The following is a 13,142-nucleotide window of genomic DNA, read 5'->3' on the forward strand; positions in this document are numbered from 1 at the left end:
ATCCGTCCTTCCTGATGATATGTTAGCGCCCGCCGCCGACGTCGAGCAGCGCGCCTGTCGTGTAGGATGCCTCGTCGGACAACAGCCAGAGAATGGCGCGCGCCACCTCGTCGGCCTTGCCCTCGCGCAGCATGGGAACCATGCCCCTGACCCGCTGGACGCGGTCGGGCTGGCCGCCCGAGGCATGGATTTCGGTGTCGATGATGCCCGGCCGCACCGCGTTGACGCGAATGCCCTCGGTTGCGACTTCGCGGGCAAGACCGAGCGTGAACGTGTCGATCGCGGCCTTGGAGGCTGCGTAGTCGACATATTCGGCCGGGCTGCCGAGCCTGGCGGCGACCGACGAGACGTTGACGATCGCCCCGCCCGCACCGCCGTGGAGTGTCGAAAGACGGCGCACGGCCTCACCCGCGCAGAGCATCGGGCCGACGATGTTGGTGCCCATCATGCGCGTCAGCCGCGCTTCATCCATTTCGTCGACGCGCGACCTGGCATCCACCACGCCGGCATTGTTGACGAGGCCGGCGAGAGTGCCGCGCGCATCGGCGGCGGCGAAGATCGCCGCGATCCCGGCCTTGCTCGAGGCGTCGGCCTGAACCGAAAAGGCGCTGCCGCCGGCCGCTTCGATGGCGGCGACGACGGATGTGGCGGCATCCGCGTTGGAGACAAAGTTGACGAGGACGTCATAGCCCGCCGCGCCGGCGAGTCTGGCGGTCGCTGCGCCGATGCCGCGCGATGCGCCGGTTATGACGAGGACGCCTCGGGTCATCGCACGCTTCCGAGCGGCGCGTTGAACGCCCAGACATGGCCGAACGGGTCGCGCAATTTGGCGTAGCGCGCGCCCCAGAAGGCGTCGGCCGGCTTCATCACGACATGCGCGCCGGCATCCACGGCCCTGGCGAAGGCGGCGTCGACCTTGTCCGGCGTCGACAGGTTGATCGATATCGTCATGCTTGCGCCCCCGCGCGTATCCGGCCCGGCGACGTCGCCGCCGAATTCGGGAAACTCGTCGTGCAGCATGACCTCGGAGCCGAACAGCGCGAGGTTGGCGTGCAGGATGCGCTCACCGTCCTCGGCCATCTGCTCATAGGTCTCGACCGCCTCGAAGGCGGTCTCGTACCAGGCGACGGCCGCCTTCCCGCCCTTGACGCACAGGTGAACCTGGATCGGCGGAATGTCGGGATCGTAGGCCATCGCTCAAAGCCTCGCAGACCTGTCCTTACAAGTCGAGGACGAGGCGCTCGGGGTCTTCCAGCGTCTCCTTGACGCGCACGAGGAAGGTGACCGCCTCCTTGCCGTCGACGATGCGGTGATCGTAGGAGAGCGCGAGATACATCATCGGGCGGATCACGATCTGGCCGCCGACGACGACCGGGCGCTCCTGGATCTTGTGCATGCCGAGAATGCCCGACTGCGGCGCGTTGAGGATCGGTGTCGACATCAGCGAGCCGTAGACGCCGCCATTCGAGATGGTGAAGGTGCCGCCCTGCATGTCGGCCATGCCGAGCTTGCCATCGCGCGCGGCAAGGCCGAGGCGGCCGATTTCCTTCTCGATCTCGGCGATCGACATCTGGTCCGCGTCGCGCACGACCGGGACGACGAGACCCTTGTCGGTGCCGACGGCCACGCCGATATGGGCGAAGTTCTTGTAGATGATGTCGGTGCCGTCGATCTCGGCGTTGACCGCCGGGATTTCCTGCAGCGCATGGGTCACCGCCTTGGTGAAGAAGCCCATGAAGCCGAGCTTGACGCCGTGCTTCTTCTCGAACAGGTCCTTGTACTTGGAGCGCAGGTCCATGACCGGCTTCATGTCCACCTCGTTAAAGGTGGTGAGCATGGCGGCGGTGTCCTGCGCGTCCTTCAGGCGGCGCGCGATGGTCTGGCGCAGGCGCGTCATCTTCACGCGCTCCTCGCGGCCCGCATCGTCGCCGGAGGACGGTGCACGCGCGGCCTGCGGGGCCTCAGCCTTCGCGGCCGGGCCTTTCGCGATCGCGTCGAGCACGTCGCCCTTCAGGACCTGTCCGCGCTTGCCCGAACCCGAAACCTGGTCGGCTGAGACGTTCTTTTCGGCCATCAGCTTGGCAGCAGAGGGGGGAGCCGGCATGTCGCCGGACTTGGCCGGAGCGGCGGCCTTATCTTCCTTGGCCGGCGCAGGCTTGGCTTCCGCCTTCGGCGCTTCTTCCTTCTTCGATGCAGCAGCGGCGCCCGAACCGGCAGCGATCATGCCCAAAAGCGCGCCGACCTCGACCGTTTCGCCTTCCTGGACGGTGATCTCGGAAAGCGTGCCGGCGGCGGGCGCAGGCACCTCGACGGTTACCTTGTCGGTTTCGAGTTCGACGATCGGCTCATCGGCGGCAATTGTGTCGCCAGCCTTCTTGAACCACTTGCCGATGGTTGCCTCAGAGACGGATTCGCCCAGGGTCGGGACGCGGATTTCGGTGGCCATCGTTTGGTTGCCTTGCCTTTGTTCGTTTCTATTCGCCGAGCGCGTCTTCGAGGAACGCTTCGAGCTGTGCGAGATGCTTGGACATCAGGCCGGTGGCCGGCGATGCCGCAGCCGGTCGGCCGGTATAGCGCACGCGCTGGTGCTTGGCGTCGATATGCTGCAGCACCCACTCCAGATAGGGATCGATGAAAGCCCAGGCGCCCATGTTCTTCGGCTCTTCCTGGCACCACACCATCTCGGCGTTGCGGAAGCGCGAAAGCTCGTTGATCAGCGCCTTGGCCGGGAACGGGTAGAGCTGTTCCACGCGCAGCAGATAGACGTCGTCGATGCCGCGCTTCTCGCGCTCTTCGTAGAGGTCGTAATAGACCTTGCCCGAGCATATGACGACGCGGCGGATCTTGGAATCCTTGACGAGCTTGATCGGCTGGTCGCCAAGATACTGCGCGTCGTCCCAAAGCAGACGGTGGAAGGAGCTTTCGCCCGACATTTCCGCCAGCGTCGACACGGCACGCTTGTGGCGCAGCAGCGACTTCGGCGTCATCAGGATCAGCGGCTTGCGGAAGTCGCGCTTCAACTGGCGGCGTAGGATGTGGAAGTAGTTCGCCGGCGTGGTGACGTTGGCGACCTGCATGTTGTCTTCCGCGCACATCTGCAGGAAGCGTTCGAGGCGCGCCGAGGAATGCTCCGGGCCCTGGCCTTCATAGCCGTGCGGCAGGAGGCACACGAGGCCCGACATGCGCAGCCACTTGCGTTCGCCGCTGCTCACGAACTGGTCGAACACGACCTGCGCGCCGTTGGCGAAATCGCCGAACTGGGCTTCCCACAGTGTCAGCGCGCGCGGCTCGGCGAGGCTGAACCCGTATTCGAAGCCGAGCACCGCCTCTTCCGACAGCATCGAATTGATGACTTCGTAATTGGCCTGCTGGGGTCCCAGATTGTTGAGCGGAATGTAGCGGCCCTCGTCGCGCTGGTCGTAGAGGACCGAATGGCGCTGGGAGAACGTGCCGCGCTCCGAATCCTGCCCCGACAGGCGGATCGGATTGCCATCCATCAGGATCGCACCGAAGGCCAGCGCCTCGGCGGTCGACCAGTCGATGCCCTCGCCCGTGTCGATCATCTTGCGGCGATTATCGAGGAAGCGCTGGATCGTCTTGTGGGCCTCGAAATCCTTCGGCACCTCGGTCAGCTTCTTGCCGAGTTCCTTCAGCGACTTGACGGGCATCGCGGTCTTGCCGCGGCGCATCTCGTCCTGGGTGTCTGCCGTGCGCAGGCCAGTCCAGGCGCCATCGAGCCAGTCGGCCTTGTTCGGCTTGTAGGCCTGGCCCGACTCCCACTCCTGTTCGAGATGGGCGCGCCAGTCGGCCCGCATCTTCTCGACCTCGCCTTCCGAGACGACGCCCTCGGCGATCAGCTTTTCCGAATAGAGCTGCACGGTCGTCCGGTGCTGTCGGATCGACTTGTACATGATCGGCTGCGTGAACGCCGGCTCGTCGCCCTCGTTATGGCCGAAGCGGCGGTAGCAGAACATGTCCACAACGGCCGGCTTGTGGAACGTCATCCGATATTCCATCGCGACCTTGGCCGCGTAGACGACGGCTTCCGGATCGTCGCCGTTCACGTGGAAGATCGGCGCCTCGATCATCTTCGCCACGTCCGACGGATAGGGCGAGGAGCGCGAGAAGCGCGGATTGGTGGTGAACCCGATCTGGTTGTTGATGATGAAATGCAGCGTGCCCGCGACGCGATGCCCCTTGAGGCCCGAAAGGCCGAGACATTCGGCGACGACGCCCTGACCCGCGAAGGCCGCATCGCCGTGGAGCAGCAGCGGCAACACCTTGGCGCGCTCCTCGCTCGGCACGATTTCCTCGCGCGTGCGGCCGAAGATCTGGTCCTGCTTGGCGCGCGCCTTGCCCATGACGACGGGATTGACGATCTCGAGGTGCGACGGGTTGGCCGTCAGCGACAGGTGCACCTTGTTGCCATCGAACTCGCGGTCCGAGGAGGCGCCCAGATGGTACTTCACGTCGCCCGAGCCCTCGACGTCGTCGGGCGCGAAGGAGCCGCCCTTGAACTCGTGGAAGATCGCGCGATGCGGCTTCTGCATCACTTGGGAAAGCACGTTGAGGCGGCCGCGATGGGCCATGCCGAGCACGATCTCCTTCAGACCCATGGCGCCGCCGCGCTTGACGATCTGCTCGAGCGCCGGGATCAGCGCTTCGCCGCCATCGAGGCCGAAGCGCTTGGTGCCCTTGTACTTGACGTCGATGAACTGCTCGAAACCCTCGGCCTCGATCAGCTTGGAGAGGATCGCCTTCTTGCCGTTGGCGGTGAATTCGATGCCCTTGTCCGGCCCCTCGATACGCTCTTGAATCCAGGCCTTCTCCTCGGGATTGGAGATGTGCATGAACTCGACGCCGAGCGTGGAGCAATAGGTCCGCTTCAGGATCTCGACCATCTCGCGAATGGTTGCGAATTCGAGCCCCAGAACGTGGTCGATGAAGATCGGCCGGTCATAGTCGGCTTCCGTGAAGCCGTAATTCTCCGGAGACAGCTCGTTATAGTCTTCCTTGGCCTCGGCGATGCCGAGCGGATCGAGATTGGCGTGCAGATGGCCGCGCATGCGGAAGGCCCGGATCATCATGATGGCGCGAACGGAATCGCGCGTCGCCTGCATGACCTGGGCGGGCGAGAGCGCAGAGGTGCCGTCGGCCGCCCTTGCCTTGAACTTCTTGTCGAAATGCTGTTCGAGCGAGCCCCAGTTTCCGTCGAGCGCCGAGACGAGCTCGCCATTGGCAGCAACGGGCCAGTTCTTCTTCTTCCAGGAAGCGCCTGCGGCGCTCTTCTTGACGGACTCGGCGTCGTCCTTCAGTTCGGCAAAGAACTCCCGCCATTCCGGCTCGACCGAATTGGGATCGTCCTGCCACGACGCATAGAGCTCGTCGATATAGGCGGCATTGCCGCCATAGAGGAACGAGGTGAGCGATGCCCGGTCGTTGGCCTGGTCCTGACGTGCCATTTTCTTCACTTTCGGAGCGCCGCGCTCCGTCTCCTGGTGTGAGGGGATCAGGGCAGCAGGTGAGCAGGGGATCAGGGCAAGAACATGCCGCGATTTTCCCTAAGCCCCGCTGCCCCGATCACATACTGCCTTTCCTTAGCCCTTGAGGGCTTCGACAAGCGTCGTGCCGAGACGCGCCGGCGAGGGCGACACACGGATGCCCGCTGCCTCCATTGCCGCGATCTTGTCTTCCGCGCCGCCCTTGCCGCCCGAGATGACCGCGCCGGCATGGCCCATGGTGCGGCCTTCCGGCGCCGTGCGTCCGGCAATGAAGCCGGCCATCGGCTTCTTTCGTCCGCGCTTGGCTTCGTCGCGCAGGAACTGCGCCGCGTCTTCCTCGGCCGAGCCGCCGATCTCGCCGATCATGATGATCGACGTGGTCTCGTCGTCGGCGAGGAACATTTCGAGCACGTCGATGAACTCGGTGCCCTTGACCGGATCGCCGCCGATGCCGACGGCCGTCGTCTGGCCGAGACCGGCATTGGTGGTCTGGAACACCGCCTCGTAGGTAAGCGTGCCGGAGCGCGAGACAACACCGACCGAGCCCTTCTTGAAGATGTTGCCCGGCATGATGCCGATCTTGCACTCGTCGGGCGTCAGCACGCCGGGACAGTTCGGGCCGATCAGGCGCGAGGACGAGCGGTCGAGGCGGGCCTTGACCTTCACCATGTCCATGACCGGAATGCCCTCGGTGATGCACACGATCAGGCCGATCTCGGCTTCGATGGCCTCGAGGATCGCGTCGGCCGCGCCTGCCGGCGGGACGTAGATGACGGACGCGTCTGCGCCGGTCCGTTCCTTGCCCTCGGCGACGGTCGCGAAGATCGGCAGGCTTTCGCCCTTCGATCCGGTCCACGTCTCGCCGCCCTTCTTCGGGTGGATGCCGCCGACCATCTGCGTGCCGTGATAGGCGAGCGCCTGTTCGGTGTGGAACGTGCCGGTCTTGCCGGTGAGGCCCTGGACGAGAACCTTGGTGTCTTTATTGACGAGGATGGACATCAGGCTCAGGCCCCCTTCACTGCATTGACGATCTTCTGCGCCGCGTCGTCGAGATCGTCGGCGGAGATGACGTTGAGGCCGCTTTCGTTGATGATCTTCTTGCCGAGCTCGACATTGGTGCCCTCGAGGCGCACGACGAGCGGCACCTTGAGCCCGACTTCCTTAACGGCCGCGATCACGCCTTCGGCGATGACGTCGCACTTCATGATGCCGCCGAAGATGTTGACGAGAATGCCCTTCACCGCCGGATCGGCCGTGATGATCTTGAAGGCTGCCGTCACCTTCTCCTTGGAAGCGCCGCCGCCCACGTCGAGGAAGTTGGCGGGCTCGGCTCCATAAAGCTTGATGATGTCCATAGTCGCCATGGCAAGGCCGGCGCCGTTGACCATGCAGCCGATATTGCCGTCGAGCGCGACATAGGCGAGGTCGTATTTCGACGCCTCGATTTCCTTTGCATCCTCTTCGCTCGTGTCGCGCAGTTCGACGATGTCGGCCTGGCGGAAGAGCGCGTTGTTGTCGAACGAGACCTTGGCGTCGAGCACGCGCAGGCGCCCGTTTTCCATCACGATCAGCGGATTGACCTCGAGGAGCGCCATGTCCTTTTCGGTGAAGGCCTTGTAGAGGATCGGGAACAGCGTCTCGCCGTCCTTCGCCGCATCGCCGTCAAGTTCCAGCGCCGCGTTCAGCTTCTTCACGTCGTCCGCCGTGACGCCCTTTTCGGGGTCGATGGCGACGGTGATGATCTTCTCCGGCGTTTCTTCGGCCACAGCCTCGATGTCCATGCCGCCTTCCGTCGAGACGACGAAGGCGACGCGGCCGACCGAGCGGTCGACGAGGATCGAGAGATAAAGCTCGCGGGCGATGTCGGCGCCGTCTTCGATATAGAGCCGGTTGACCTGCTTGCCGGCCTCGCCCGTCTGCTTGGTGACGAGCGTGTTGCCCAGCATTTCGTTGGTGTGGGAGACGACCTCTTCGACGGACTTGGCAAGGCGCACGCCGCCCTTGGCGTCCGCGCCCAGTTCCTTGAACTTGCCCTTGCCGCGTCCGCCGGCGTGGATCTGGCTCTTCACCACGTAAAGCGGGCCGGGCAGCGACTTCGCCGCCGCTTCCGCTTCGGAAGCCTCCATCAGGGGAACGCCTTCGGCGACGGGCGCGCCGAACGACTTCAGGACCTGCTTGGCCTGGTATTCATGGATATTCATGCCGGGAAATCCTTACTGCTTCAGTGCGGGCGCGATTTCGGAGCAGGCGTCGCAAAGGCCCTTCACCGATTCCACGGACTTTTCGAACATTTTCTGCTCGGCCTTGTTCAGGTCGATCTCGATGACGCGCTCGATGCCACCGGCGCCGATCACGGTCGGCACGCCGACATACATGTCCTTGACGCCGTACTGGCCCGAAAGATGGGCCGCGCAGGGCAGGACGCGCTTCTTGTCCTTGAGATAGGCCTCGGCCATCTGGATCGCCGAGGAGGCTGGCGCGTAATAGGCCGAACCGGTCTTCAGGAGGCCGACGATCTCCGCACCGCCGTCGCGGGTGCGCTGGACGATCTTGTCGAGCTTGTCTTGGGTGGTCCAGCCCATCTTGACGAGGTCGGGCAGCGGGATGCCGGCGACCGTCGAGTAGCGGGTCAACGGCACCATCGTGTCGCCATGGCCGCCGAGCACGAAGGCGGTGACGTCCTCGACCGAAACCTTGAACTCGTCGGCGAGGAAGTAGCGGAAGCGGGCCGAATCCAGCACGCCGGCCATGCCGACGACATGGCTCTTCGGCAGGCCGGAAAACTTCTGCAGCGCCCAGACCATCGCATCGAGCGGGTTGGTGATGCAGATGACGAAGGCGTTCGGGGCATACTTCTTGATCCCCGCGCCGACCTGCTCCATCACCTTGAGGTTGATGCCGAGGAGATCGTCGCGGCTCATTCCCGGCTTGCGCGGCACGCCGGCGGTGACGATGCAAACGTCAGCGCCCTCGATCGCCGAATAGTCGTTCGCGCCGGTGAAGCTCGCATCGAAGCCGTCGACCGGCGAGGACTGCGCGATGTCGAGCCCCTTGCCCTGCGGGACGCCCTCGGAAATGTCGAACAGGACCACGTCGCCGAGTTCCTTGAGGCCGATCATGTGGGCGAGCGTGCCGCCGATCATGCCGGAGCCGATGAGGGCAATCTTGTTGCGAGCCATGTATGGAAATCCCCTGGATTGGTTTGCGACGGCGCGGGGCCGAAGATGCGTTTTCAACCATTGAACGCGGGCACGGGAGGTCGCCCGGGAGTGGGCGTCGCATAGACCGATCGGCCTGAAAATTCAACCGATTCTTTGACCGCCATATCTTTCAATCGGTTAGATCATCCCGGACTTACGTAAACGTAAGAATTATCACGCGGCATCCGCTGCAGAAGCCCACTCGGAGCTCTGCATCTCGATCAGACGCGAGACGGTGCGGTCGAATTCGAACGCCTCCGTGCCGCTGCGCGCATGGTAAAGCTCCTGCGGCGGGACTTCGGCCGAAAGGATGAGCCGCGTCTTGCGGTCATAGAGCGTATCGACGAACAGGATGAAGCGCTTTGCTTCGTTGCGCCGGTCCATGTCCATGGCCGGAACGCAGTCGACGAGGATCGTGTCGAATTCGGTTGCGATGGCAAGATAGTCACGCGCGCCGAGCGGCTGGGAGCACAGATCGGCGAAGCTGAACCGTGCCGCACGGCCGTTTGCCTTTGGGATCGCAATTTCGCGGCCCTTCACGCGGATTGTCCGCGGCTGGGTCTGGTGGCCCGAACTCGCGGCCTCCCAGGCCTCTTCCATCAGGCGCTCGCCCTCGCCGGTGCAGGGGGTGATGTAGACCGGGATACGGCCGAGCCTTTCCAGCCGGTAATCGGTCGCCCCATCGAGGGGCAGGATATCGCAGTGCCTTTTGAGCACCGCCACGAAAGGCAGGAAGAGGCCGCGATTGAGGCCGTCGCGATAAAGATCGTCGGGCGCGACATTAGAGGTTGCGACGAGCACCACGCCAAGCTCGAACAGCGCCGTGAACAGTCGCGACAGGATCATCGCATCGGCAATGTCGGTGACGGTGAACTCGTCGAAGCACAGCACCCATGCCTCGGACGCGAGCGCGGCGGCGACCACCGGAATGGGGTCCGTCTCCTTCGTCTCGCCGCGCTTCAATGCCTCGCGATGTCGGCCGATGCGATCATGCACGTCGGCCATGAAGTCGTTGAAATGCGCGCGCCGCTTGCGCCTGACGGGCAGGAGCTCGAAGAAGAGATCCATCAGCATGGTCTTGCCGCGCCCGACACCTCCGTAAAGATACAGACCCTTGACCAGCTCGCGCGCCTCGCGGCGCTTGCCGAAGAGCCAGCCGAGCGCACTCGACTTGGCGGCGAGCCGCTTGGTGCGGATTTCGGCCGTCAGCCGGTCGAAACGATCTGCCAACGCAAGCTGACGCTCGTCGCGCGACAAGGCGCCATTCTCCACCCGATCGAGATAAGCGTCCCGGACCGAGCGGAATTCGGGCAGACCTTCATGCGACATCGGGCAAGGCGTCCGGCTTCTAGCGCGTAAGCGACAGCGGCTGACCCGTCGTGGTCTGACCGTTGAACGATCCGCTGCCGGCGGACGACAGATTGGCCAGCGCGCCTCCATTGGCATCGTAAAGCGTTAGCGTGGAGCCCGACACGTTCCACGAGCGCACGCCGTCGAGCGGGGCCGGGCAGCGCAGCGGGCCTGCGCGGAAGCCTTCGCCAAAGCGCGTCTGCGGCGTGGCGATGCGGCAGGACTGTCCGGCGACCGAGGCGTTCCACACACCGGCGACACCGCCGGCCGAAACGGGGGCGCCGCCCGTGGCGGGAAGCGAGGCGACCTGCGTTCCGCCAGTTTCGGAACCGGGAGCTGCGGGGAAGGCCCCCTGCGTCATGCCGGGCTGGATCGGGCCGGGATTGGTGACGCCGGGCTGGGTGGGGGGCGGCAACTGGCTCGAGGAAACCTGACCGGCCGGGGCGGCCGTGATCGGCGCCGGCGCGGTTGCGACCACCGCCGGGCGGGTGTCGACGCGCGAGAACCGATCGCTCGTGCAGCCGGTGACGGCCAGAGCGGAAACTGCGATGAGTAGCGTGCTTTTAGTCAGAGTCATTGATCCACCTCCGTCGAAGCAACGCCCGGTCACTCCGCAGGTTCCTATATGTGCGTCCCTCGATGCGCCCATTCGCGCGCAACTGTGGCGACGGTCGGGTCATATTGATGCAACAAGGTTAATTTACGATGTGCTGTTGCTGAAATTCAACAGTCTCATGGGCTTAAACCCACGCTTATGTCATTTGCGCATGACGAACCTTCGGCTAGTTTCGCGCCATGAAGATGAACAGGCGACGCATGCTGACATGGCTGGGACTGGGTGGGCTGGCGGCAATGGCCGGCGGCATGGGGATCGCGAAGGCGCAGGGCGGCAACCGTTACTACAGCGGGCCCGCCAGCGATCATTTCGACGGGCGGGTGTTCTTCAATCCGGGCGGCGAGGAACCGCGCGGCTTTTCCGACCTCTTGCGCTGGCAGTTCGGCGAGACCAAAGCCCGCTGGCCGTCCGAATTTCCAAGCCCGTTCGCCGGCGCGATGCCCGATGCGTCGGTCGGCGGCGAAGCGATGCGCGTGACGATGGTCGGCCATGCGACGATGCTGATCCAGGTCGGCGGGCTCAACATTCTGACCGATCCGGTCTTCTCGACCCGCGCTTCGCCCTTTCAGTTTGCAGGCCCCGCGCGCGTCAATGCCCCTGGCATCGTCTTCGAGGCCTTGCCGAAGATCGACCTCGTGCTCCTGACGCACAACCACTACGACCATCTCGACCTTTTGACGCTCTCGCGCCTGAAGCGGGAGCACGATCCGCTGGTGGTCACGCCGCTCGGCAATGACGTCATCGTCCGGACGGACATTCCGGACATGCGCCTCCACGTGCAGGACTGGGGCGACGCGGTCGAGTTCGGCCCGCTGACGATCCATTGCGAGCCGGCGCATCACTGGTCGGCACGCGGCATGCGCGACCGGCGCATGGCCTTGTGGGCCTCCTTCGTTCTCGAAACGCCGGCCGGCAAGATCTACCATATCGGCGATACCGGCTTTCATTCGGGCATCAACTATCGCGCGGTCGCCGAAAAGCATGGCGGCTTCCGCCTCGCCATCCTGCCCGTCGGCGCCTACGATCCGCGCTGGTTCATGGCCGCTCAGCACCAGGACCCGAACGAGGCGGTGGCGGGCATGAAACTCGCCAATGCCGACTTCGCACTCGGCCATCACTGGGGCACGTTCCAGCTCACCAACGAGGCGATCGAGGAGCCGCGCGACCTGCTTTTCGCCGCGCTCGATACGGCCGGCATCGCGCGGGAGCGGTTCCGCCCGCTCCAGCCTGGCGAAGCGTGGGACATTCCATCAGGAATCGCTTAAAGTCGGTCGGGCAATTTCAAAGGGGGCTTTGAATGTTCGGCTGGTTCATCTTCTTCGTCGCAATCGCGATCATCGCCGGCGCGGTGGGCATGCGCAGCGTCTCGCGGGTGGCGAGCCGCATCGCATTTGCCATCGCAGCGCTCGCCATCGCGCTCTTCGTCATCCTGCTTCTGGTCTTCGGCTGGGCGGATTCCATCCAGCTCTGACCGGCGCCGACACTGGTAATTGCGTGCCGTTTCCGCCATATAGCGGCGCATGAGCAATCTGGCGCCTTTTGCGAAGATGAACGGGCTTGGTAACGAAATCGTCGTTGCCGACATGCGCGGGCGCACGGGGCGCGTGACGCCGGCCGCCGCAATCGCGCTTAACGCCGATCCAGCCACGCGCTTCGACCAGATCATGGCGATCCACGATGCGCGCACGCCCGGCACCGCGAACTATGTCGAGATCATCAATTCCGACGGCTCGATGGCGCAGGCCTGCGGCAACGGCATGCGCTGCGTGGTGCAGGCATTGGCCGCCGAGACCGGGCAGCGCGTCTTCACCTTCGAGACGATCGCCGGCATCCTGACCGCGAAGGAGCATGAGGACGGGCTGATCTCCGTCGACATGGGCGTGCCCAAATTCGGCTGGCAGGACATCCCCCTGTCCGAGGAATTCCGCGACACGCGCATGATCGAACTGCAGATCGGCCCAATCGATGCGCCGGTCCTGCATTCGCCTTCCGTTGCCTCGATGGGCAATCCGCACGCGATCTTCTGGGTCGAGAACGACGTCTGGTCGTACGATCTGGAACGCTTCGGGCCACTTCTGGAAAACCATCCGATCTTTCCCGAGCGCGCCAACATCACGATTGCGCAGGTGACCGCCCGCGGCGCGATGACGATCCGCACATGGGAGCGCGGCGCGGGCCTGACGCGCGCCTGCGGTTCCGCCGCCTGCGCCGCCGCCGTCTCCGCCGCCCGCACGCGCCGCACCGACCGCGTCGTCACAGTGACGGTTCCCGGCGGACCGCTGCTGATCGAATGGCGCGACGACGACCACGTCGTCATGACCGGCCCGGCCGAATGGGAATTTTCCGGCATATTCGACCCGGAGACGGGCGCCTGGAGCCGAGACGAGACGAGCGCGGCATGAGGGGTTTTTCTGAATTGACCCCCACCCTCTATCCCTCCCCACAATGGGAAGGGGGACGTGGTCGCCGTGCATC

Annotated in this window: 12 protein-coding genes; 3 read left to right on the forward strand and 9 right to left on the reverse strand. The window is 64.6% G+C overall.

The genetic code is table 11. From position 1 onward, the window contains the following. Positions 1-22: 22 nt before the first annotated feature. The 9 genes from GTK01_RS06865 to GTK01_RS06905 all read right to left on the reverse strand — a co-directional run bounded on the left by GTK01_RS06865 (position 23) and on the right by GTK01_RS06905 (position 10,628). Positions 23-769, reverse strand: a complete 747-nt coding sequence (locus tag GTK01_RS06865; RefSeq protein ID WP_252925130.1) for an SDR family oxidoreductase — start codon at positions 767-769, stop codon at positions 23-25. Beyond that, positions 766-1,194, reverse strand: coding sequence for a VOC family protein (locus tag GTK01_RS06870; protein ID WP_252925131.1), 429 nt, complete (start codon positions 1,192-1,194; stop codon positions 766-768). Before GTK01_RS06870 ends, GTK01_RS06865 begins: the two co-directional genes overlap by 4 nt. 25 nt (positions 1,195-1,219) lie before the next feature. Next, positions 1,220-2,446 (reverse strand): 2-oxoglutarate dehydrogenase complex dihydrolipoyllysine-residue succinyltransferase, encoded by a 1,227-nt coding sequence (gene odhB, locus GTK01_RS06875; RefSeq protein WP_252925132.1) that lies wholly within the window; start codon positions 2,444-2,446, stop codon positions 1,220-1,222. A gap of 28 nt (positions 2,447-2,474) precedes the next feature. After that, complete coding sequence (locus GTK01_RS06880) at positions 2,475-5,462, reverse strand: 2-oxoglutarate dehydrogenase E1 component (protein WP_252925133.1); 2,988 nt, start codon at positions 5,460-5,462, stop codon at positions 2,475-2,477. Positions 5,463-5,597: 135 nt separating this feature from the next. Continuing rightward, positions 5,598-6,500 carry a succinate--CoA ligase subunit alpha gene (sucD, locus tag GTK01_RS06885; protein WP_252925134.1) on the reverse strand — a complete coding sequence of 301 codons (903 nt, stop codon included), beginning with the start codon at positions 6,498-6,500 and terminating at the stop codon, positions 5,598-5,600. Between the two features lie 5 nt (positions 6,501-6,505). After that, positions 6,506-7,702, reverse strand: coding sequence for an ADP-forming succinate--CoA ligase subunit beta (gene sucC, locus GTK01_RS06890; RefSeq protein WP_252925135.1), 1,197 nt, complete (start codon positions 7,700-7,702; stop codon positions 6,506-6,508). Positions 7,703-7,714: 12 nt separating this feature from the next. Beyond that, positions 7,715-8,680 (reverse strand): malate dehydrogenase, encoded by a 966-nt coding sequence (gene mdh, locus GTK01_RS06895; protein ID WP_024587452.1) that lies wholly within the window; start codon positions 8,678-8,680, stop codon positions 7,715-7,717. Positions 8,681-8,875: 195 nt separating this feature from the next. After that, the gene (zapE, locus tag GTK01_RS06900; RefSeq protein ID WP_252925136.1) at positions 8,876-10,030 is read right to left on the reverse strand and encodes a cell division protein ZapE; all 1,155 of its coding nucleotides are present in this window, start codon (positions 10,028-10,030) and stop codon (positions 8,876-8,878) included. A gap of 19 nt (positions 10,031-10,049) precedes the next feature. After that, positions 10,050-10,628: an AprI/Inh family metalloprotease inhibitor gene (locus tag GTK01_RS06905; protein ID WP_252925137.1), complete on the reverse strand. Its 579-nt coding sequence runs from the start codon at positions 10,626-10,628 to the stop codon at positions 10,050-10,052. 275 nt (positions 10,629-10,903) lie between these two features. On the opposite strand from GTK01_RS06905, the gene GTK01_RS06910 reads away from it, so the two are divergent. The 3 genes from GTK01_RS06910 to dapF are packed head-to-tail and all read left to right on the forward strand — an operon-like array spanning position 10,904 to position 13,069. Then, positions 10,904-11,932: an MBL fold metallo-hydrolase gene (locus GTK01_RS06910; RefSeq protein WP_371924298.1), complete on the forward strand. Its 1,029-nt coding sequence runs from the start codon at positions 10,904-10,906 to the stop codon at positions 11,930-11,932. Between the two features lie 32 nt (positions 11,933-11,964). After that, positions 11,965-12,138 (forward strand): DUF1328 domain-containing protein, encoded by a 174-nt coding sequence (locus tag GTK01_RS06915; protein ID WP_252925139.1) that lies wholly within the window; start codon positions 11,965-11,967, stop codon positions 12,136-12,138. Between the two features lie 49 nt (positions 12,139-12,187). Next, the gene (dapF, locus tag GTK01_RS06920; protein WP_252925140.1) at positions 12,188-13,069 is read left to right on the forward strand and encodes a diaminopimelate epimerase; all 882 of its coding nucleotides are present in this window, start codon (positions 12,188-12,190) and stop codon (positions 13,067-13,069) included. The last annotated feature ends 73 nt before the right edge of the window (positions 13,070-13,142 follow it).

The organism is Aliihoeflea sp. 40Bstr573 (assembly GCF_024105655.1).
Lineage (GTDB): Bacteria > Pseudomonadota > Alphaproteobacteria > Rhizobiales > Rhizobiaceae > Aliihoeflea.

Coding starts and splice junctions, on each gene's coding strand:
- GTK01_RS06865 (WP_252925130.1), bottom strand. CDS start 769: ATGACCCGAGGCGTCCTCGTCATAACCGGCGCATCGCGCGGCATCGGC.
- GTK01_RS06870 (WP_252925131.1), bottom strand. CDS start 1,194: ATGGCCTACGATCCCGACATTCCGCCGATCCAGGTTCACCTGTGCGTC.
- odhB (WP_252925132.1), bottom strand. CDS start 2,446: ATGGCCACCGAAATCCGCGTCCCGACCCTGGGCGAATCCGTCTCTGAG.
- GTK01_RS06880 (WP_252925133.1), bottom strand. CDS start 5,462: ATGGCACGTCAGGACCAGGCCAACGACCGGGCATCGCTCACCTCGTTC.
- sucD (WP_252925134.1), bottom strand. CDS start 6,500: ATGTCCATCCTCGTCAATAAAGACACCAAGGTTCTCGTCCAGGGCCTC.
- sucC (WP_252925135.1), bottom strand. CDS start 7,702: ATGAATATCCATGAATACCAGGCCAAGCAGGTCCTGAAGTCGTTCGGC.
- mdh (WP_024587452.1), bottom strand. CDS start 8,680: ATGGCTCGCAACAAGATTGCCCTCATCGGCTCCGGCATGATCGGCGGC.
- zapE (WP_252925136.1), bottom strand. CDS start 10,030: ATGTCGCATGAAGGTCTGCCCGAATTCCGCTCGGTCCGGGACGCTTAT.
- GTK01_RS06905 (WP_252925137.1), bottom strand. CDS start 10,628: ATGACTCTGACTAAAAGCACGCTACTCATCGCAGTTTCCGCTCTGGCC.
- GTK01_RS06910 (WP_371924298.1), top strand. CDS start 10,904: ATGGCCGGCGGCATGGGGATCGCGAAGGCGCAGGGCGGCAACCGTTAC.
- GTK01_RS06915 (WP_252925139.1), top strand. CDS start 11,965: ATGTTCGGCTGGTTCATCTTCTTCGTCGCAATCGCGATCATCGCCGGC.
- dapF (WP_252925140.1), top strand. CDS start 12,188: ATGAGCAATCTGGCGCCTTTTGCGAAGATGAACGGGCTTGGTAACGAA.